This window comes from Paenibacillus rhizovicinus (assembly GCF_010365285.1).
Lineage (GTDB): Bacteria > Bacillota > Bacilli > Paenibacillales > Paenibacillaceae > Paenibacillus_Z > Paenibacillus_Z rhizovicinus.
Genome location: NZ_CP048286.1, coordinates 4,403,674 through 4,423,289 on the forward strand (window position 1 = coordinate 4,403,674; position 19,616 = coordinate 4,423,289).

At 55.7% G+C, this 19,616-nt stretch carries 16 protein-coding genes; 12 read left to right on the forward strand and 4 right to left on the reverse strand.

The features are described from left to right. Positions 1–50: 50 nt before the first annotated feature. Positions 51–1,076 (reverse strand): LacI family DNA-binding transcriptional regulator, encoded by a 1,026-nt coding sequence (locus GZH47_RS19760; protein ID WP_162642663.1) that lies wholly within the window; start codon positions 1,074–1,076, stop codon positions 51–53. A 331-nt stretch (positions 1,077–1,407) separates the two neighbouring features. Between GZH47_RS19760 and GZH47_RS19765 the strand changes: the two genes are divergently transcribed. The 11 genes from GZH47_RS19765 (at position 1,408) to GZH47_RS19815 (ending at position 14,252) form a co-directional block, all read left to right on the forward strand. Then, positions 1,408–2,736: an ABC transporter substrate-binding protein gene (locus tag GZH47_RS19765; RefSeq protein WP_162642664.1), complete on the forward strand. Its 1,329-nt coding sequence runs from the start codon at positions 1,408–1,410 to the stop codon at positions 2,734–2,736. 15 nt (positions 2,737–2,751) lie between these two features. After that, the gene (locus tag GZH47_RS19770) at positions 2,752–3,627 is read left to right on the forward strand and encodes a carbohydrate ABC transporter permease (RefSeq protein ID WP_162642665.1); all 876 of its coding nucleotides are present in this window, start codon (positions 2,752–2,754) and stop codon (positions 3,625–3,627) included. Beyond that, on the forward strand, positions 3,614–4,453 hold the full coding sequence (locus GZH47_RS19775; protein WP_162642666.1) for a carbohydrate ABC transporter permease: 840 nt from the start codon (positions 3,614–3,616) through the stop codon (positions 4,451–4,453). The genes GZH47_RS19770 and GZH47_RS19775 overlap by 14 nt, the downstream gene beginning before the upstream one ends. A gap of 25 nt (positions 4,454–4,478) precedes the next feature. Next, positions 4,479–5,426, forward strand: coding sequence for an MTP-1 family protein (locus GZH47_RS19780; RefSeq protein WP_162642667.1), 948 nt, complete (start codon positions 4,479–4,481; stop codon positions 5,424–5,426). Between the two features lie 125 nt (positions 5,427–5,551). Further along, the gene (locus GZH47_RS19785; protein ID WP_162642668.1) at positions 5,552–6,613 is read left to right on the forward strand and encodes a BtaManbiosPhlase; all 1,062 of its coding nucleotides are present in this window, start codon (positions 5,552–5,554) and stop codon (positions 6,611–6,613) included. A gap of 41 nt (positions 6,614–6,654) precedes the next feature. Beyond that, positions 6,655–6,921 carry a hypothetical protein gene (locus GZH47_RS19790; RefSeq protein WP_162642669.1) on the forward strand — a complete coding sequence of 89 codons (267 nt, stop codon included), beginning with the start codon at positions 6,655–6,657 and terminating at the stop codon, positions 6,919–6,921. A gap of 46 nt (positions 6,922–6,967) precedes the next feature. Further along, positions 6,968–7,861, forward strand: coding sequence for an ABC transporter permease (locus GZH47_RS19795; RefSeq protein ID WP_162642670.1), 894 nt, complete (start codon positions 6,968–6,970; stop codon positions 7,859–7,861). A 3-nt stretch (positions 7,862–7,864) separates the two neighbouring features. After that, the gene (locus GZH47_RS19800) at positions 7,865–8,761 is read left to right on the forward strand and encodes a carbohydrate ABC transporter permease (RefSeq protein ID WP_162642671.1); all 897 of its coding nucleotides are present in this window, start codon (positions 7,865–7,867) and stop codon (positions 8,759–8,761) included. 95 nt (positions 8,762–8,856) lie between these two features. Then, positions 8,857–10,566, forward strand: a complete 1,710-nt coding sequence (locus GZH47_RS19805) for a type 2 periplasmic-binding domain-containing protein (RefSeq protein WP_162642672.1) — start codon at positions 8,857–8,859, stop codon at positions 10,564–10,566. Between the two features lie 229 nt (positions 10,567–10,795). Further along, positions 10,796–12,658 carry a cache domain-containing sensor histidine kinase gene (locus GZH47_RS19810; protein ID WP_225446137.1) on the forward strand — a complete coding sequence of 621 codons (1,863 nt, stop codon included), beginning with the start codon at positions 10,796–10,798 and terminating at the stop codon, positions 12,656–12,658. Between the two features lies 1 nt (position 12,659). Continuing rightward, complete coding sequence (locus GZH47_RS19815; RefSeq protein ID WP_162642675.1) at positions 12,660–14,252, forward strand: response regulator; 1,593 nt, start codon at positions 12,660–12,662, stop codon at positions 14,250–14,252. A gap of 184 nt (positions 14,253–14,436) precedes the next feature. On the opposite strand, the gene GZH47_RS19820 is transcribed toward GZH47_RS19815, so the two are convergent. The 3 genes from GZH47_RS19820 to GZH47_RS19830 all read right to left on the reverse strand — a co-directional run bounded on the left by GZH47_RS19820 (position 14,437) and on the right by GZH47_RS19830 (position 17,826). Further along, on the reverse strand, positions 14,437–15,414 hold the full coding sequence (locus GZH47_RS19820) for a copper amine oxidase N-terminal domain-containing protein (RefSeq protein ID WP_162642676.1): 978 nt from the start codon (positions 15,412–15,414) through the stop codon (positions 14,437–14,439). Positions 15,415–15,624: 210 nt separating this feature from the next. Then, entirely contained in the window at positions 15,625–16,524 is a 900-nt protein-coding gene (locus tag GZH47_RS19825) for a phosphoribosyltransferase (protein ID WP_162642677.1), read from the reverse strand. Positions 16,525–16,707: 183 nt separating this feature from the next. Next, the gene (locus tag GZH47_RS19830; RefSeq protein ID WP_162642678.1) at positions 16,708–17,826 is read right to left on the reverse strand and encodes a hypothetical protein; all 1,119 of its coding nucleotides are present in this window, start codon (positions 17,824–17,826) and stop codon (positions 16,708–16,710) included. 473 nt (positions 17,827–18,299) lie between these two features. Between GZH47_RS19830 and GZH47_RS19835 the strand changes: the two genes are divergently transcribed. After that, positions 18,300–19,613 carry a glycoside hydrolase family 140 protein gene (locus GZH47_RS19835; RefSeq protein WP_162642679.1) on the forward strand — a complete coding sequence of 438 codons (1,314 nt, stop codon included), beginning with the start codon at positions 18,300–18,302 and terminating at the stop codon, positions 19,611–19,613. Positions 19,614–19,616: the final 3 nt, after the last annotated feature.

Genomic DNA, 19,616 nt, shown 5'->3' on the forward strand with positions numbered 1-19,616 from the left:
GGCTGGAGCGGCAAAGCTGCGCGTTCCATTGTCCACGCGAAGCGAGCCGGCTACCGGCTGCCCGGCGCAGGTCCGGTCGAAGCGCGAACGAGCAGCGACGTCGGCAGCAAGGTTTCGGCCAGCGGCAGGGAAGGGTTGTCCATTCGGCCGAGCAGCCGTTCCACCGCGCATTCCGCATAGAGCGGGAGATTGACGTTCATCGTAGTCATCGGAGGCGTGGCGAGGCGGGACAAGTAGCCGTTATCGAAGCTGACGATCGACGCGTCTTCAGGCACGCGGCAGCCTAGCTGCTGCAGCGCCGAGTTCACCATGAAACCGAAGCCGTCGTTGACGCAGAACCAAGCCGTCGGCAGCGCGGGCAAGTCCGTCAGCCGTCTGCGAACGGCTTCGCTCTCCTCGACGGCATCGGTAATCAGCCATTCCTCGCGCAGCTCCAGGCCGAGTTCGTAGGCTGCGAGCCGCATGCCTTCCAGCCGTTCATAGTAACTCGGGGATAACCGGATGTTGCCGATGAAGCCGATATCGCGATGGCCGAAGTCGACCAGATGGCGTATCGCTTCGAAGGCGCTGAACCGGTTGTTGGTCAGAATGGCGTCCGCCTGCAGCGCAGGATGATGATGGTCGATCAGCACCGCGGGAATGCCGGTGTCCAGCACCGCTTGAATGTATGGCGTCGTAATGTGCGAGAGGATCAGCACGCCTTCTACCGAGCGTTCTTGCAGGAACGCCGGCAAGGTCAGCGAGGCTGCCTGTTCGGGGCTGATGGATTGTATGAGTAGTCCGCAGCCATGGCGGTTCAATTCTTTATCGACGCTCAAATAAATGTCGCTGAAGAAGCTTTTCATCGAAAAGGCGTAATCCGAGGCAATGAGGGCGATGGTGCGTTTGGACGAAGCTGCTTCAGCGGCTTCAGGCTGCCGCTTTGCGTAGGAGTAGCCCATTTCGGCCGCCGTTTGGACGATCAGCCTCCGCGTGTCTTCGCCCACGCCGGGTTTTCCCGTCAATGCTTGGGAAACGGAATTTTTGGACAGATTAAGCTTGTTGGCGATATCCTGCATCGTCACTTTCGTTTTCACTGCTGCTAACCTCCGTTACCGGTCTGTTCCACTCAATAAGAAAAGAGTTACTGTTTCATTACTCATTGTTCCTTAATTAGAAGGGACCTGTCAAGTGGAACAATACGGGGTGGAATGCGGGGGCAACGTGCCGTTCTTATGATATGTAACGTTACAAATAACTATTATTCACGTTACTTAATTGGTTTATACGTCGCAGGTTCAAATATTGTCACTTGACTGTTATAATTACAAGGAGCATAATAGGTCTCGGTCACGTTATATTTTTGGTTCAGAAGACCGGGATTTTTCATAGTTTCCTCATTACAACACGCATGGAGGGCTAATATTAATGAAAAAGAGAAACTCTGCTTTACTTATGGTGACGCTTTCAGCGGTCATGCTGTCAGCTTGCTCGACGGGTCAGAATACGGCAAACGATAACAGTAACGCTGCGGCGGGCGGCGTGACGACGATCGAGTTCTGGGCAGCGCCGAATCCGACGCAGCAGGCATACTGGCAAGAGATGGCCAAGGCATACGAAGCCACGAACGATAAAGTCAAAATCAATGTAAGCGCCATTAAAGAATCTCCGACATCGGAAGCGAGCATTCAATCCGCGATCGCGGCGAAGAGCGCGCCGACGATCTCCGAGAACATCAACCGCGGCTTCGCGGCGCAGCTGGCGGACAGCGAAGCGCTCGTTCCGCTGGATACGATCAGCGGGTTCTCCGATATCGTCAGCGCCCGCGACATGACGAAGACGCTCGAGCCGTGGAAGTTCGCGGACGGCCACCAATACGTGCTGCCGATCTATTCCAACCCGATGCTGTTCGGCTGGCGCCTGGATACGCTGAAAGAACTCGGCTACGACGCTCCGCCGAAGACGTACAGCGAAGTGCTTGAAGTGACGAGTAAGCTGAAAGCCAAATACGGCGACAAGAAGTACCTTTGGGCGAAACCGGATCTTGCCGATCCGACAGCTTGGAAACGCTGGTTCGACTTCTACATGCTCTATGACGCTGCATCCGGCGGCAACAAGTTCATTGAAGGCAGCTCCTTCACGGGCGACGAGAAAGCCGGCACGGAAGTATTGAGCTTCGTCGACGACATCCGCAAGGAGAAGGGTATTCTTTCCCGTCAAGTAACGGATCCGTTCGAGACAGGCACAGGTATTTTCACGGACATCGGTCCTTGGACGTTCTCGATGTGGGATCAGAAATATCCGAACTTGAAATACAACGAGACGTACGCGCTGAGCATGCCTCCGGTACCGGACGACGTTGATCCGGCGCAAAGCAAGACGTTCGCGGATACGAAAGGGCTCGTCATCTACGCGTCCGCAACGAAAGCGCAGCAGCAAGCTGCAGTCGACTTCATTAAATGGGTATACAGCGACGCCGCCAACGATGCGAAATGGTTCAAAGACACGAACCTTCCGCCGGCGCGCGACGATCTCTCGACCAACGAAGCATTTAAGCCGATCCTGGATGCAAGCCCTCAGCTGAAGCCTTACGCGGAGAATGTACCGAATGCCGTGCCGCCGATGGACAACGCGAAATACAACGACCTGCAAACGATCATTGGCGTTGAAGCGTTCAACAAAGTGGTCAAAGGCGAAATCGCTCCTGCGGACGGATGGGCAGCAATGAAGGCGGCTCTTGAGAAAGCCCTGAAATAAGGGAGGATTCCACTAATGGAACAACGCAACAATAAATTGGGCTGGCTATTCACCAGCCCTTATCTCATCTATTCGGTCGTTTTCTTCTTCGTCCCGTTGATCTGGACGTTCTTCTTGTCCATCACGGACTGGAACATGATCAAACCCAAATTCAATTTCGTCGGCATCAGCAACTTCGCCGACGCGCTGCAATCGCCTAACGTGCATGCGGCTTTCTGGAATACGTACCGATTCATGCTGATCTTCGTCCCGCTCGTGACCGTGCTTGCGATCGGCGTTGCCGTATTGGTTCACGGACTTTCGCGGTTCAAGGGTCTGTTCTTGATCGGATTCTTCCTGCCGTATCTCAGCTCCGGCGTCGTGTCGGCCCTGATTGTCAAAGGCCTGTTGTCCTATACCAGTCCGATCAATACCGCGCTGCGCGGCATGGGCATCGACATCGACTGGCTCGGCACGCCGTTCACGGCGCTCTTCATCGTCGGTCTTATTCTTGCCTGGAAGTTCACGGGCTACTATGCCCTCATTATTACGTCCGGTCTCGAGAGCATCGACAAGGAAGTGTACGAGGCGGCTGCTATTGACGGGGTCAAAGACGGCCAGCGATTCTGGAGGATCACGCTTCCGCTGCTGTATCCTTCGCTGTACACGACGCTGATTCTGGCGTTCGGCGTCACGTTCGGCATCTTCACCGAGGTGTATCAGCTGACGGGCGGCGGTCCGGGCAATGCCACGAACACCTGGCAGATGGAGATTTTCAAACAGGCGTTCTCGAATCTGCAGAGCGGTTACGCTTCGGCGGTCGCATTGCTCGCTTCGGTAGCGACGTTCATCTCGATTTTCATCATCCGCAAATTACTTGAAGTTTGGGGGAAGCGCAATGGTTGGGTCTAAACGGCACAGCGGCGCCAGACGGTTCGTCCGTTATGCGCTTGCCATCGTGCTTCTGCTCATTATGGTGTACCCGTATCTCTATATGGTGCTCAGTTCGTTCGCGGATTGGTCGCAAATCGACAAAATGCTTATTCCGACGAAATTCACGACTCGATCGTACGACTGGTTGTTTAATGGCGGAGATACCGGCATCACGCGGCCTTGGCTGCATGCATTCATGAACAGCATTATCGTGTCGATCAGTTCTACCGTGCTCATGATGGCTTTCGGCGTCATGGTGGCATACGCTTTAGCGAAATTGAACTTTTTCGGCCGTAATGTCATTAACAACTTCGTGCTGTTCCATATGTTCTTCCCGGCGATTATCCTGTTGATTCCGACATTCCTGATCGTTCAAAAAGTCGGCTTGTACGATACGTATTTGGGGCTTATTCTCCCTAAAGCGGTCAGCCTGTGGGCGATCTTCATGTATACGAATTTCTTCAAGGCCGTACCGCAGGTGTTCATCGAGGCGGCTCGCCTGGACGGCGCATCCGATCTGAAAATCATGTACCGCATCATGCTGCCGATGTCGAAGTCGATCACGACCGTCATCTTCCTGTTCCTGCTGATGGAACGCTGGACGGAATTGCTATGGGACATGATCGCGGTCAAGAGCGACTCCATGCTGACGCTGAACGTATTGCTGTCGCAAATGTTCGGACCGTACGGCTCGTATCCGGGACCGTTGTACGCGGCATCGACCATACTGACGCTGCCGATCATCATCATGTTCGTTGCGTTCAGCAAGAAGTTCAAAGAAGGCATGCAGTTCAACCTAAAATAAAGCAATCGGGCGAGGAGAGAGAAGAATGGCATCAGGATGGGATACAAGCATTAAACCGCAGCCGAGCAGGGAGCTGCTGGCGGCCTATCGCGCTTCCCGCGCGCGGGCCGAGAACGCGGAGCGAATCGCGTTCGGCGGCATTGTCGATAAAGACGTGTACAATATCGCTGCGCCTTTCACGGATAACGGCGTAACGGTCATTCCGGGACGCGTGGAATCGCGCGACAGCGAGCATTCCGAGGTCGTGTTCTTCGCGGAGCAGGACGGAAGCTGGCTGCCGCTGGAAGATGCGCCGGTACTGGTGCTGCAGGATCCGTTCCACTGCCGGATCGGCGGGGAACTCGTCGTAGGCGGCGTGGAAATTTATCCGCATCCCGTGAACGAAGGCGCGCTCATGTGGCGTACCGTCTTCTACCGCGGCCAAGACATCCGCAGCCTGAAGCCGTTCTTCAAAGGGCCGGACGGCATGAAGGACCTTCGGCTCGTCGAGCTTGCGGATGGAAGCATCGGCGTGTTTACACGGCCGCAGGGCGAGAAGGGCGGCCGCGGCAAAATCGGCTATACCCGCGTCGCATCGCTGGACAGCTTGACTCTGGCTGCGATTAATGAAGCGCCGCTGCTGGAAGGCCAGTTCGCCGAAGGCGAATGGGGCGGCGCCAACGAAGCGCATCTGCTGGAAGGCGGATTGGTCGGCGTACTCGGCCATGTCGCGAATTTCGACGATGCGGGAGACCGCCACTACTATCCGATGGCGTTCGTGTTCAACCCGGCCGATGAATCGTTCTCGGCCATGAAGCTGATCGCCGAGCGCAGCCGCTTCCTGCCGGGACCGTCGAAGCGGCCGGATCTGGAGGACGTTGTCTTCAGCGGCGGCTTGGTTCGCCAAGCGGATGGCAGCGCCGTGCTGTACGCGGGCATCAGCGACGCGGACGCGCAGCGTATTGTTATTGATGATCCGTTCCAAGGGATGTAATAGAGCTTGGCAGTAAGCAGGAATAGAGACATTTTGCTGACGTTTCACAGAGATAGAGTAGAGAGATCATAAGTGGTTTGGATAGCCGTCATGTGGCAGGAGTTTACTATAGAGGAGTTAACGCTATGAATATTTACCGTTATGAACAGAATCCGCTGGTCACCCCGGCGGACGTGAAGCCGCACCGTGACGATTTCGAAGTCATCGGCGCGTTCAACGCCGGTATCGCGGAGTATAACGGCGAAGTCATCATGCTGCTTCGGATCGCCGAGCGCCCGATCAGCCCGGATCCTGAAGTCATATTGGCTCCGGTCTACAACGTGGACACGAAGGAGCTGGATCTGATTCCGGTTCGCAAAGACGACGAGCGTTACGACTTGTCGGATCCGCGCGTTATTATCTTGAAAGAAAACGCGCCGGCGTTTCAATATTTGACGTCGCTGTCGTACCTGCGCATCGCGCGCAGCCAGGACGGCCGCAACTTCACGATCGACGAGAAGCCGTTCCTGTATCCGTCCGAATCGCTGGAGACCTTCGGCATCGAAGATCCGCGCATTACGCAAATCGGGGATACGTACTACATCTACTATTCCGCGGTATCGCCTGTCGGCATCGGCGAATCGCTCGTTTCGACGAAGGACTTCGTCGGCGTGGAACGCCACGGGATGATCTTCGGACCGGATAACAAGGATGTTCTGATTTTCCCGGAACGCATCAACGGCAAATACTACGCGCTGCATCGTCCGACGACGAAGAGCGTCGGCAATCCGGAGATGTGGATCGCCGAGTCCGACAATCTGCTGTACTGGGGCAACCATAAGCACTTGATCGGCCTGCGCGACGGCATGTGGGACAGCGGCCGCCTGGGCGGCGGCGCGGTTCCGTTCCGGACGGAGCGGGGCTGGCTCGAGCTGTACCACGGCGCGACCAAGGACCACCGCTACTGCATGGGCGCGGTGCTGCTGGATCTGAACGATCCGTCGAAGGTCATCGCCCGTTCCGTTAAGCCGGTCATGGAGCCGGATGCCGATTATGAAGCGAACGGCTTCTTCGGCGGCGTCGTGTTCTCCTGCGGCGTTCTTGTCGATGGCGACCGCGTGCGCATGTACTACGGCGCCGCGGACACGTCGATGGCATGCGCGGAGCTGAGCTTGCAAGAGATTTTGGACAGCTTGGAAGAGGTATAATTTCATTTATTCGTGTTTGCACTTATCATAGGAGCAGCCGCTTGGACGAGACGTCCCGGGCGGCTGCTTTTTTGCGAGGTTCCGATCTTCGCCGGCTTGACGGCATTCCGTCGCACTCCTTCGCATTCCTGCGGGAAGCCGCCTTCATTTTGTTCATCCATGCGATTGTTGGGGGCTCTTCTGCCGGCATGCCCCCTTCTATACGCCCCTATGCCGCCAGAATTCATGAAAAGCGTTTTCATAATCTCGCGCCTCCGCCCGCCGAAATCGCTAATCATTGCGATAGAAATCCAATCGTTGTGTTCTAGTTCCGGTTTCCCGCTGTCCGTATAATTAGCGTACAGAGGTGATCGCATGCTCGAGAGACTGGCAAAATACCGTTGGCAGTACGTAATGATCGCACCGGCCGTAATCTTGTTGTTGTTGTTCAGCTATATTCCGATGGCCGGCATTCAAGTCGCGTTCAAGGATTTCCACATCGGCTACACGATCTGGAACGCTCCGTGGACCGGGGTTGAGAATTTCTCTTTTCTGAAGGATGACCAATTCTGGATCGTGGTGAAGAACACGATTATCATCGCGGTTCTTAAATTCGTGTTCGGCTTCCCGGCACCGATTATTCTCGCCCTTCTCATCAACGAAGTACGGCACAGCGGGTTCAAGCGGTTCGTGCAATCCGTCAGCTACCTGCCGCATTTCTTTTCCTGGATCGTCGTTGCGTATATCCTGCAATCGCTGCTGACGCTCGACGGGGGACTCGTCAATCAAATCGTGACCAAGACGGGCAGCGATCCGATCTTCTTCCTGGGCTCGACGGAATGGTTCCGTCCGATGATCGTGGCGAGCGGCCTGTGGAAGGAAGTCGGCTGGAATACGATACTGTACCTCGCGGCCATCACGACCATCGATCCGCAGCTGTACGAAGCGGCGAAGGTCGAAGGCGCGGGCAGGCTGGCGCAAATCCGCCATATTACGCTTCCCGGCATCATGCCGACAATCTCGATCGTGCTCATCCTGAGCATGCCGAGCTTGATTGCGGTCGGGATGGATCAGATCTACCCGCTCATGAACCCGGCGAACCAACCGGTCGCGGACGTGCTCGACACGTACATTTTGCGAAGCGGGCTCCAGCAAGGCTATTTCGGAATGGCGACGGCAGTCGGCCTGCTGTCATCCGTCATCAGCTTGATTCTCGTGCTCGTCACGAATCAGACGGCGCGCAAAATCAACGGGGAGGGGCTCTGGTAGCATATGAAACGTTCGGCAGGCGACAAAGCAAGTCAAATCGTCATCATTGTCCTGTTATCGCTGTTATGCGTTACGGTCATCTATCCGTTCCTGTATATGCTGGCCATTTCCCTGAACCAGGGAAATGATGCGGCCAAAGGCGGCGTGTATTTGTGGCCGCGCGCGTTTACGTTCTATAACTTCCGGATCGTGCTCGGCAACGAAGTCATCCAGCATTCCTACTGGATCACGATCGCCCGGACGATCCTCGGCACGGTCTTGGGCCTGCTCGTCACGCTGCTGGCCGCGTTCGGCTTGTCGTACCGGGCGCTGCCGATGCGGGGAACGATTCTCGGGTACGTGCTGCTGACGATGCTGTTCAGCGGCGGGCTGATTCCGTTCTACATCCAGCTTCACGACCTGCATTTGCTGAATTCGTTCTGGGTGTATATCGTGCCGAGCGCGTTCTCGGCGTGGAACATGTTCGTCATGATGAAGTTCATTCAAGGCATTCCCGAAGCGCTGATCGAATCGGCCGAGATGGACGGCGCCCATCCGTTCCGGGTGCTGTGGTCCATTATCCTGCCGCTGTCCAAACCGATGCTGGCCGCGCTCGGATTATTTACCGGCGTCATGCACTGGAACGATTGGTTCGCGGGCGCGTTCTTCGTCTCGAACCAGAAGCTGATTCCCGTGCAGACGTTCTTGCAGCAGCTGCTGTCCGCGCAGGACATTTCGGCGGTGCTCGGCTCCAACAACAACGTGGAGGCGCTGGCCCGGGGCACGAGCCTTGCGAACGTCACGCTGATGTCGATCAAGATGGCGACCGTCATGGTGAGCGCGATTCCGATCCTGTGCGTCTATCCGTTCCTGCAGCGGTATTTCGTCAAAGGCGTACTGATCGGGTCCGTCAAAGGCTAGCATGATAAGGCGCAGTAAAGCGGTAAGTAATTCCTTGAACAGCAGGTGTCCGGAAACACCATATATAATGGGGAAATAGAAAGGGGAAGCAGTGCATGAATGTATCCACGGCAAGAAAGGGCATGGCCATCGCTTTAACGGCGCTCATGTTCGGCCTGACGGCATGCTCGAGCGGCGGAAACGACGGCGGCGGCAACGGCCAGGCGGGGCAAGCGAATACGAATCAAGCCGCAGGCTCTGCGACGGATGCGGGCGGTTCCGCCGGCTCCAAGACGTTTAAGCTCTGGCTCGGCTGGACCGCGACGATCAACAACGACAGCATGGTGCAGAAGTATTGGAGAGAGCACGAGCCAGGCATCGACGTCCAGCTGGAAGCGACGCAGGGCGACGCCATGACGGCCTTGAACCTGAAGCTGAACACGGGCGGCTTCGATGACGCGGCGTTGTTCGGCAGAAGCGATATCGTCGATTCCTCGATGACCCGTTCCAACAGCATTCTCCCGGTCGAGCAGTATTTCAACATGCCGGATAAATATCCCGGGCTGGCTTCCATCCCGAAGGAGTACCTGGATGCCATGAAGGACAAGGACGGCCATATCTGGTCGATCCCGACGTGGTTTGACCAGAACCCCAAAGATCCGTGGCCGGGCTGGGCGTCGCTTGGCTGGTTCGTGCGGAAGGACATCCTCGATAAGACCGGCATGAAGACGGACGATCTGAAAACGATCTCCGGCGTGGAGAATTACCTGAAGGCCGCGGCGCAGCAGAAGGACCCGTCCGGCAAACCGTACATTCCGCTCAGCTTCCTGTCGGACGCGAGCGACGAGAACGTCATCCTGAGCACGTTCGGCGTATCGACCTCGACGGCCGGAGGCGTGATTCCGGTGGAGAAGAAGGACGACGGCAGCTATCAATTCATCTATGATAACCCGCAGTACAAGGCGGCCTACCAATGGATGAACCAAATGTACCGCGAAGGCCTTATCGATGCCGAGGCGATCACGGACAAAGCGGAGCGCTACAAGGAGAAGACCAAATCCGGACGCATCGCGATGAACGCCGGCGGATTCTTCAACATGGACGCGCATATCTGGGAGATTCTCGACGGGCCGACGGAGCCGGCCTGGTTCTACGAGACGATCCCGTATCCGCAGGTGCCGGGCGTCGGCCATATCGGAGCGAATCAAATCGTCAATCCGTACCCGGCCAATGACTTATACATCAGCAAAGATACGAAGAATCTGGATGCCATCCTCAAATTCGTGGACTACATGCTGACGCCGAAGGCGGAGCAGCAGCAGGTCGCGAACGAAGGTCCGGCAGGCGTGTTCTGGGATTGGGTGGATAAGCCGCTCGGACTGTGGAAATTCACGGATGCCAACTACCAACAGCTTCACGATTCCGGCGACGCGGCCAAAATCGCGAGCACGAATCCCGGCCTCTACGGAATCTCGTCCTACAGCAACGAGTGGTACCCGTGGTGGAACTATGCCGTGACCGATCCGAAGGGCCGGCAGAAGACGATCGATTTCACCGAGCAGATCGGCAAGATGGGCGGCGTCCGGGTCGCGGAGCCGTACGATATGGTAAAAGCGAAGCCGGGCGGCCTGTGGGAGAAATATTTGCCCGAGCTCGAGAATGTCCGCAAGGAGTTCAAGGCGAAGCTGCTGATGGCCAAGAACGACAAAGGATTCGAGGCGGCATGGAGCGACTTCCAATCCGCGCTTGAGAAACGCGCGCACTGGAGCGAGCTCAAGCAGGAATGGAACGCGACGTTCCAAGAGCAGTCCGCGGCGGCCAAATAATAGAAGCGGACCGGTGTGACGCCGCACAAGAATCGCATCGAGGTCGCATCGGAATCGCATGGAAAACCGCAACGAAGTTCGCAATGGGATCGCATCGAAATTGCATGCCTGTCTGACCAAGGGGAGCCGTCTACGTGACGGCTTCCCTTTCGGCACGATTCAGGAGGGAGCTTCCTGTTAACCGCCCGGGGGTCGTATGATATACTCCGTTGTAAAAGGGGATGAAGCCTTGCGGCAGCGATTGGATAAATGGATATTGGGCTTCACCCGAAGAATGCGCCTCCGCGGCAAAATCGTGGTGCTGTACGTGATGATTCTGCTGCTGCCCACGCTCGTGCTGAGCAGCGGCGCCGTTTACTGGGTCATCCGCAGCTTTCATCAGAGCTATACGAACACGGCGGAGGAAGCGGTGCAGCAGACGGCGCAGGTCGTCGACTTCAGCAAGAAGAGCTACGACCTCTTGGCGGTTCGCACGGCGACCGACGGCGAACTGATCGCCAGGCTCGGCCGTGAATATGCGGACATGACCGAAGTGGTGGATACGGTCAACTACGTGGACAGGACGTTCCTGATCACGAGCAAATATTTGCCGGGCATCGCGGATTTCCGCATCTATCACACGAACGAGACGCTCGTTCAGGATGGCCAGCTGCTATGGCGGCCCGAAGCGCGCAAGCTCTCCGGCATGGACGAGCGCTCCTGGTACGACGAAGCGAAGAAGTCGCAGAATCCGCTCTTCTGGAGCAGCGTGCCGGGCAATCCGAACCAAAGCGTGATCACGCGCAAAATCATCGACAACACCGGAAATCTCCTCGGCATGGTCTATATTCTATTGAATTACGACGCCGTGTTCGGCGAATTGCTGGATCATCCGTTCAACGGCGGCAGCCTGTACATCGTCGACGATGCCCATCGCATTCTGGCGGCGACGGACCGATCGGAAATCGGCAAGCGCTTGCAATTGAAAGCATGGGACGCCGGCAGCCTAACCGGCACGGCCGGCGCCGCCGCAACCGGCACCGGCACGTCCGTAGCGTCGAACGCAGCATCGTCGGCGGAAGACGAGAAGAAAGGTTCCGTGGTGGATCTGTCGGACACGAAGGAAATGCTGCTGACCCAGCCTTTGTCCTCCCATTGGACGCTGGTGGCGCTGATGCGCACGAAGCATCTCGACAATCAGAACCGGATGATTCTCATTCTGATCGTCAGCATCGTGACGTTCTTCCTGCTGCTGTCGATGTCTCTGATGACGACGATCGTCCGGAATATCGTCCGGCGGATCCGCAAGCTCGGCATGCGGATGGGCGACCTTTCCCGCGGCGAATTCGAGGCATCGGTCCGCTATAGCCAGAACGACGAGCTGGGCGACCTGGAGAACCGGTTCAACTCCATGTCGGAGCGGCTCGGCAGGCTGGTCGAGGACATCACGAAGGCCGGACTGGCGGAGAAGGAGCAGGCGTTCAAGGCGCTGCAGGCGCAGATCAATCCGCATTTCATCTATAATTCGCTCGGCCTTCTGCGCTGGCGGGCGATGGATGCGGACGACGGGGAGCAAATTCAAATTATCGACGCGCTGACGACGTTCTACCGCATCACCTTGAACAACCGAATCAGCTCGATCCGGATCCGCGACGAGCTCGAGCATGTCAAAGCCTATCTCGACATTTGCCAATTCCGCTATCCCGGCCGCGTGAAGGTCGAATGGGACATCGACGAGGGCGCGCTCGACTTCTATACGGTCAAGACCGTGCTGCAGCCGATCGTGGAGAACTGCTATCTGCACGGTGCCATTACCCGCAAGCCCGGAGCAGTGATCCGCATCGCCGTCGCCCGGGAAGCGGGGAACATGATCCGTATGTCCGTCTACGACAGCGGGCAGGGGATTCCGGCCCATGTCCTCGCGGCGATCGGGCAGGGCACGCATGTCGGCAAGGGCGGCGGATTCGGAACGCCCAACATCAAAGAGCGGCTTGCGCTTTATTTCGGGAGCGGCGCGGCGTTGACGATCGACAGCGAGCCCGGCGCGTGGACGCTGGTGTCCGTCGTCTTCCCGGCTTGCTCCGCGGAGCCGATGATCAGGAGGGAAGCCTAATATGCTCAAAATACTCATCGTGGACGATGAGCCTTCCAATATTCAAGGCCTTGTCCGTTATATCGATTGGCAATCGCTCGGGTACGATAAGCCGGTGACGATGGAGGGGGGCGAAGAAGCGCTGGACGAACTGCGCGCGACGCCCTTCGACGTGCTCATCTCCGACGTGTCGATGCCCGGCATGAACGGCATCGAGCTGGTGGCGGGAGCGAAGAAGCTGCATCCCCACATTCAGGTGCTGATGATCAGCGGCTACAACGAATTCGAATTCGTGCAGGATGCGATCCATGTCGGCGCGCAGGCCTACGTGCTCAAACCGCTCAAGATGGAGGAAGTAACGAGCCGTCTCGCGGGTTTTCGGGAGACGCTGGAGAAGATGCGCAGCATCGTCGTCCAGACGAGCGAGCTGGAGAAGAAAGTATCGGAGAGCCAGAAGCTCGTGAAGGAACGGTTCGTCAGCGACTTGATCGCGGAAATCCCGCAGACGGACGAAATGCTCGCTTCCTGGAAGCTCTTGATGGAGCTGCCGGACGCGGCGGCGGGGTTTCAAATCCTGGTGTTCGGCCTGGATCACTTCCTGTCGTCGGGCAAGGAGGCCAAAGACCGGATCGTCCTTGGAAGCGGATTCAAGCAAACCGCGGAGGTCGGCATGTCCGACACCGAGCCGATGTTCCTGGCGCAGATCACGCCGGACGAGATCGTCGTCTTGCATTTCAACCGGACGCCGGAGCAACGCGCGAAGATCGAGAAGCGGCTGCCGTTCGTCCAGAGCATGATGCGCGAGCAGTACGGCGCCACGATAACCGTCGGCTGCGGCCGGACGGGGAACAGCTGGGAAGAGGTGCCGCTCTGCTATAAGGAGATCAAATTCATGATGGCGAAGGCCCGGCTTATCTCGGACGGGCAGATCGTTCGGCACGATTACATCGACCGCAGCGAATTCCAGGACTTCCGGCTGCGCGAGGAATTCATGCCGAACATCGTCAAGTTGATGGAGTTGGGCGATTCCGCGAAGGTCGGCGCATACATGAACCGCATTCTGGACGTGCTGCTGACCCAGGAGCCGGCCTCGTTCTCCTACGTGCAGGCGTTCGGCATGAGTTTCCTGAGCGAGCTGATCCGCAATTTGAAGTGGAAGGACGACGCGGACGGCGAGATGAACATCCTGATGTGGCGCCGGATGCTGGATTGCTCCAGCACGGGACAGATCGTTCTGCTGCTCGTCGATTACGTCGACCGGTACATGACGATCGAGAAGAAGGAGCGCATGAACCAGCAGCATAATCTGATTAGCCGCATTGCCGCTTTCATCGAGGAGCGTCTCCAGGAGAACTGGACGGTCAAGCAGCTGGCGGAGGAATTCAGCCTGAACGCGAGCTACCTCAGCGTCCTGTTCAAACGGGAGATGGGGAAGACGATCTCGGAATTCGTCCAGGAAATCCGCATCGACCGGGCGCGGCGGCTGTTGAAGGATCCGGGCATCAAAGTCTACGAAGTGGCGGATCGGGTCGGGATTCAAACTTCGGCGTATTTTACGTATTTGTTCAAGAAGATGGTCGGCTGCACGCCCCAGGAATACAGGGATTATCATTGACGGCTCCTGGTGAAGGACCAATATTCTCAACCGAAGAGACTAGCCGCTGGTCTGCCTTAGACCTGTGGCTGGTCTTTTCTCGCGTGCTCCCCTATGCGCATTTGCGAAACAATAGCACAATAGAAAAGCGGCAGTCCTCGGACTGCCGCTTTTTCAATCGATATGTCTGCGATGCTAGCAGGTCCTACAACCCCTGAGCGGCTTTCGCATTTTGACTGTTGCTTACTTCCGATTTGTAGGCTAGGCCGGAGTACTGAAGAACAAGCGAGGAGTCAAAGTTATCCCCGTACAGAGCAAGCGTTATCTCCGTATCCGCGGTAGTCCACATATTATAGAACGCCGCTTGACCGATTGCGACAGCGGTACCCAAGGTGTTTCTAGCATCGCCTTTATATAAATCCCCGTAATAAACGATGTCTTGATCGTTGTCCGGAGAACCATATTTGCCGACGAGAGCGGATTTCAAACTGTCATAGTCACTAATGTAGGCGTTCGAATTGATGTGATCGACTTTGAATATGTACATGGCATCCGTAAGTTTATTGTTCGTAAACCGGTAAGCGAGAGTGGCATCCATCCCGGAGGCTTTGGTTTCATAGTAATAGTAACCATCGCCGGATCCGATGAGCTTAGCCGTCTCCGCCTTCTTGACTTGGGCCACGGTCATTCCCCATTTGACATTGCGGAATTTCACTTTCGTCGTACTTACGGGTTTGGACGCAATATTGAGCGCGGCAGGAGGAGCTTCTTTGCCGATGATGATATTCTTCGTGGACGGATCAACCGACATGGTTTCGCCGGAGTACGTCACGATGAACTTCAACGCGATATAGAGCGTCCCCGAAACTTTCTTCGGAGCTAGCGGCAAGGCTGTTTTCGTGCCGTTTACGAAAGCCGTTTTGGATCCTTCGGTGAAGGAGATCCGAGTTCCTTTCTTACTGGCAGACGTCATCTTGGTCTTGTTATCGTAACTGATCGCGTAACCCAATGACCCCAGAACTTGCTTGGCCGGAACTAGCGTACTGCCGCCTTGGGAGATAGCATTCGATGTGGACAGTGCCCCGTGCACGAATACCCGATACGTTCTTTCGGCCGCGGACACGGAAGAAACGCTGAGTGCAAATAGAATAATGCTGATGAATAAGACCCCGATTTTACGCATGTTGCCTCCAATTAATATAGTTAGTTGTTATTGCCATTAGATGAACGTTGTTCCGCGGGCTGCTTCAACGCGTCTTGCGATTTGCCCGTTTGCCCCTGGCTTCTGTAGTTGTCCAAAAAGTTAACCCTGGCAAGACCAAGTATACAGGATCTTCCACGGCTAGAGGAACTATTATTAATTAAGAGATTCGCGTTGAAAAGCCGGTTCGTTCTAAGCGAAATAAAGAGGAAACTCGGCCTTGAGCCGGTAAGGGTCGGCCTCCTTGAAGGCCTGCAATCGCGCGTCTTTCACTTTATCCAGATCATTGTCCGAAGAGCGATGTTCGGCACTATCCGCGATGTATTGTCTGGTCCATTCTTTGGGAGACGCATAGAACTGCACGATTTCATGATGAGCAAAGTCATTGATTAGCCCGAGGTCATGCGCTTCTTTGAATAAGGGGATATCGACCAGCAGAGGAGAGATAACCGAGATTCCCTTTTCCATTAACTTCTGTACCCCATCCTGATTACGAACGGCGACAGACAGCGTCTTCTGGAAATCAACGCCGGTGCTTTGGAGTATAGGGATCCAGCGATTCAAATAACTGCTCGCTTGGTTGATAATATCGGCGACGTGCAGGACGGTCTGTCCGCTAAGTTGAAGCTGGATTGCATTTCCTTCGTGATCCGTGACGTGATAATCGCCATTTTTAAATAAGAAGACATGCGGTACGTTCAGCTTTTGAGCGATCGGGATGGAGAAGAACCAATCTCTTCGTTCTCCGCCGGAAATGAGGGTTGGCGGGTTGTGATGCGCTAGATAATGCGCCAGTAAGGTGTCGATCGACTCTTCGTAAGCCTCGTCCGAAGCAACGGCTTGGTCGACGATCTCATAGATGGCTTTCGACCGCTTTTCCAAGGGAAGATCAGCTTGAAGGATTGCATTGAAGCGGCTTAGAACTTCATGCGCCTCTTGCTGGCCGGCGATGTTCTGGGTATTGATATAGAAGGGACCTGGCTTCCCCGACGTATACCAGAATGCGTCGTCTTGTTCGTTCGATCGAACCGCAAGACCGTTTGTTGCAATTAATCGTTTCAGCAAGATTTCAGAAGCTTTTGCCTGCGTCATGGGAGTGCCTCCAGTTTCACGATGTCTGTAATCAACAAATCAAACCATAGCATAAATACTGAAATCCATATAGTCCCAGTTGATTAAGCCCGGCGCAATCGTATATCACGATTAGCCGATCTGACCCCCAGAGCGCCAACGCCGCAAAAAAACCGGCCTCCCCAAGGGAAAGCCGGTTTGTCGTTACGTATTCATTATAGCTTGCTGGCCTATTTCAACGACGACATTGGCGTATTTGTTCGTGATCAATGCGTCTTCAAGCTTCGCTTTCCATTCTGCCTTGTGCTCGCAGTTCGGCGAAATGACGATCCGGCGCAGCTTGTCCGTCTGGAAGGCGAGCGGGAGATGCTTCTTCTGCTGATTGAACAGTTTCTTGTTCTGCGGCAGCAGGATCGCGCGTACTTCGTTCTCCTGTTGGCTGGCATCGTCCTTGATCAAGATGCTTCTGAGATCGATCCAAGTCGCATGGATCATCTCCGGATTCTGCTTCAGCGTTTGTTTGATCTCCAGCTTGGTCGGCGGCTTCTGTCCGGTTTCCTTGCGGAACGTCGTCGTGAATTCCTCGACGATATAGCCGTGGATGAAGGTAACCATGTCGACCGTATCCCTCTTGCTGTACAGGTCAAGCGGCGTGAAGGCAGCCTCGCTGACGCGGTTGTCTTCCATCAATCCCGCAATGGCGTCATGCACGGCGTTCGTGTAAGCAAGCTGCTGCTTCTCCAGCTTAGTAATGTAAGCGGCGAGAATGTCGGTGAAGGTCGAATTGTTTTCTTGCGCGACGCTTTCCATGAACTGCGTCATGTCATCTCCGCTGTTCGCTTGCAGCTTCTTCACTTTATCGGAATCGGCGTAGTGGACTTTATTGAACAGCAGCTGGAAGCCGTGCGGCGCGGCCAGCGGGTTCGATTCGAACTCGAAGGCGATATCGCCGTTTGCCGGATTCGTGAACGTGCTGGCTTCTTCTTCGTTGAAGCTGGTCATGAAGCTGTGCTGCTTGAGCAGGTTGGCCAGGGAACCTCCGAGGGAGACGCCGTTCTGGTAAGCGACTTTACGCAGCTGGGCAGCGAGAAACGTATGTGTGAAAAATTGCTTCTGGTTGAGGTTTGGCGTTTGGCTCATTAATTTAAGCGCTTGCTTAAAGGTTGCGATCAAGTCTTGCGTGTAGTGCAGGCGATTGAATTCGTTCAAGTAAAACAAGATGTCATTCTGGTCGCTCATGAGGCCGACACGGTTCAGCCACAGCTCCTTGGAGCTCAAAATACTTGCGGCGCTGTTGATATCTCTTGTGTAATGTACGATCATGTCAGGTGCTCCCTTTTCCCATATGAAAATAATCTCGAACTTACTACATTATGCAGTAATTTGCCGGTTCTGTCCCCTATGAATTCAATGGGTAACACGACAGTATTCGACAGTTGTGGTAAATATCCTGCCTGCAAAGGCGTCCGATCCAATAATACCCATCTCATTTTAACATAAGACAGTCGTCAATCCAGCATGATGAGTCAAGTTTACCGAAGTTTGTCGGGCCTCGCAACTTTTTGCCGTTGTTCACGCCAGAAGGGAATTCGTTACGGCTTGAAGAAGGAGAATCCGAGCCCATGGGGAAGGGGCTTTTTCGCTATTTCGAACACTATATATATTTTGTATACATTTCATATACGCGCTGTAGACAGCGCTTTCTTGCCATGCTATATTGCGGAGAGAAACGCATGAAGCCGTATCATTCGTTATCATCACTCGTCTTGCCATTATGATTTTCCGGAGGAAACCGCATGTCGACGAAGACGTCTTTGCCATGGCTGAACGTAAGCGAGAATCGCCGTTATCTCGTCTCGGAGGATGGACAACCGTTCTTCTGGCTGGGAGATACGGCTTGGGAACTGTTTCACCGGTCGACGCGCGAGGATGCGGACCATTATCTCGCCAATCGCGCGGAACGGGGCTATACCGTTATCCAGGCGGTCGGCTTGGCGGAGTTTGAAGGGCTAACGAAACCTAACGCATACGGCCGAGTGCCGCTGCACATCCAAGACGGCGTTTACGATCCGGCTTCGCCGGACACGGATACGGAACCGGGCGGCTATACGTACTGGGATCACGTCGATTATATCGTGGACAAAGCGGCGGAGCTCGGCCTTTATATCGCGCTGCTGCCGACCTGGGGAGACAAGTACCATATCGCTTGGGGAGAGGGGCCGGATATTTTCACGCCGGACAACGCGAGAACGTACGGCCGCTGGATCGGCGAACGCTACCGTGACCGCTCCAACATCATCTGGGTGCTGGGAGGAGACCGGCCGCTGACGGAGAACCGGCATTTCCAGATCGTGGGCGCCATGGCGGAAGGCATTGCGGACGGCGACGGCGGCAAACATCTGCGCACCTTCCACCCGAACGGCGGGCGCTCGTCCTCGCATCATATGCATCATGAGCCTTGGTTGGACTTTAATATGATTCAATCCAGCCATGGACAAGGCGAACGCGATAATTACAAGCTCGTAGCCGCGGATTACGTCCGTACGCCGATCAAGCCGACGCTGGAGGCGGAGCCTTGCTACGAGGATCATCCGCGCGACTTCAATCCCGAGAACGGTTATTTCGACGAGGCGGACGTGCGCAAATCCGCTTATTATGGTATTTTGTCCGGCGGACTGGGCATTACATACGGGCATCATTGCGTCTGGTCGATGAACACGGAACCGACGAGAACCTTCATTATGAAATGGCGGGACGCTATTCTGCGTCCGGGCGCGGCCCAAATGGAGCATCTCCGCAACCTGGCCGAATCCCGTCCGATGCTGGAGCGCGTACCGGATCAAGGACTGCTCGCAGCCAACGAGGAAGGATCCAATTATGCCGTAGCGGCCAAGGGCGAGCGGCATGCCTTCGTCTATTCCCCGAACGGGCTGGCGCTGCAGGTAGCCATGGGCCGCATCGCGGGCGACGAAGCGGCTGCATCCTGGTTCAATCCGCGTACCGGCGAATTCACGGCGATCGGCAATTATCCGAACAAAGGCGAGACGAAGTTTCTTCCGCCGCTGGCCGGCAGGGGCAACGACTGGGTGCTCGTGCTGGATTCCATCTAGTTT

Coding starts and splice junctions, on each gene's coding strand:
- GZH47_RS19835 (WP_162642679.1), top strand. CDS start 18,300: ATGTCGACGAAGACGTCTTTGCCATGGCTGAACGTAAGCGAGAATCGC.
- GZH47_RS19775 (WP_162642666.1), top strand. CDS start 3,614: ATGGTTGGGTCTAAACGGCACAGCGGCGCCAGACGGTTCGTCCGTTAT.
- GZH47_RS19765 (WP_162642664.1), top strand. CDS start 1,408: ATGAAAAAGAGAAACTCTGCTTTACTTATGGTGACGCTTTCAGCGGTC.
- GZH47_RS19780 (WP_162642667.1), top strand. CDS start 4,479: ATGGCATCAGGATGGGATACAAGCATTAAACCGCAGCCGAGCAGGGAG.
- GZH47_RS19820 (WP_162642676.1), bottom strand. CDS start 15,414: ATGCGTAAAATCGGGGTCTTATTCATCAGCATTATTCTATTTGCACTC.
- GZH47_RS19785 (WP_162642668.1), top strand. CDS start 5,552: ATGAATATTTACCGTTATGAACAGAATCCGCTGGTCACCCCGGCGGAC.
- GZH47_RS19830 (WP_162642678.1), bottom strand. CDS start 17,826: ATGATCGTACATTACACAAGAGATATCAACAGCGCCGCAAGTATTTTG.
- GZH47_RS19815 (WP_162642675.1), top strand. CDS start 12,660: ATGCTCAAAATACTCATCGTGGACGATGAGCCTTCCAATATTCAAGGC.
- GZH47_RS19770 (WP_162642665.1), top strand. CDS start 2,752: ATGGAACAACGCAACAATAAATTGGGCTGGCTATTCACCAGCCCTTAT.
- GZH47_RS19795 (WP_162642670.1), top strand. CDS start 6,968: ATGCTCGAGAGACTGGCAAAATACCGTTGGCAGTACGTAATGATCGCA.
- GZH47_RS19800 (WP_162642671.1), top strand. CDS start 7,865: ATGAAACGTTCGGCAGGCGACAAAGCAAGTCAAATCGTCATCATTGTC.
- GZH47_RS19805 (WP_162642672.1), top strand. CDS start 8,857: ATGAATGTATCCACGGCAAGAAAGGGCATGGCCATCGCTTTAACGGCG.
- GZH47_RS19825 (WP_162642677.1), bottom strand. CDS start 16,524: ATGACGCAGGCAAAAGCTTCTGAAATCTTGCTGAAACGATTAATTGCA.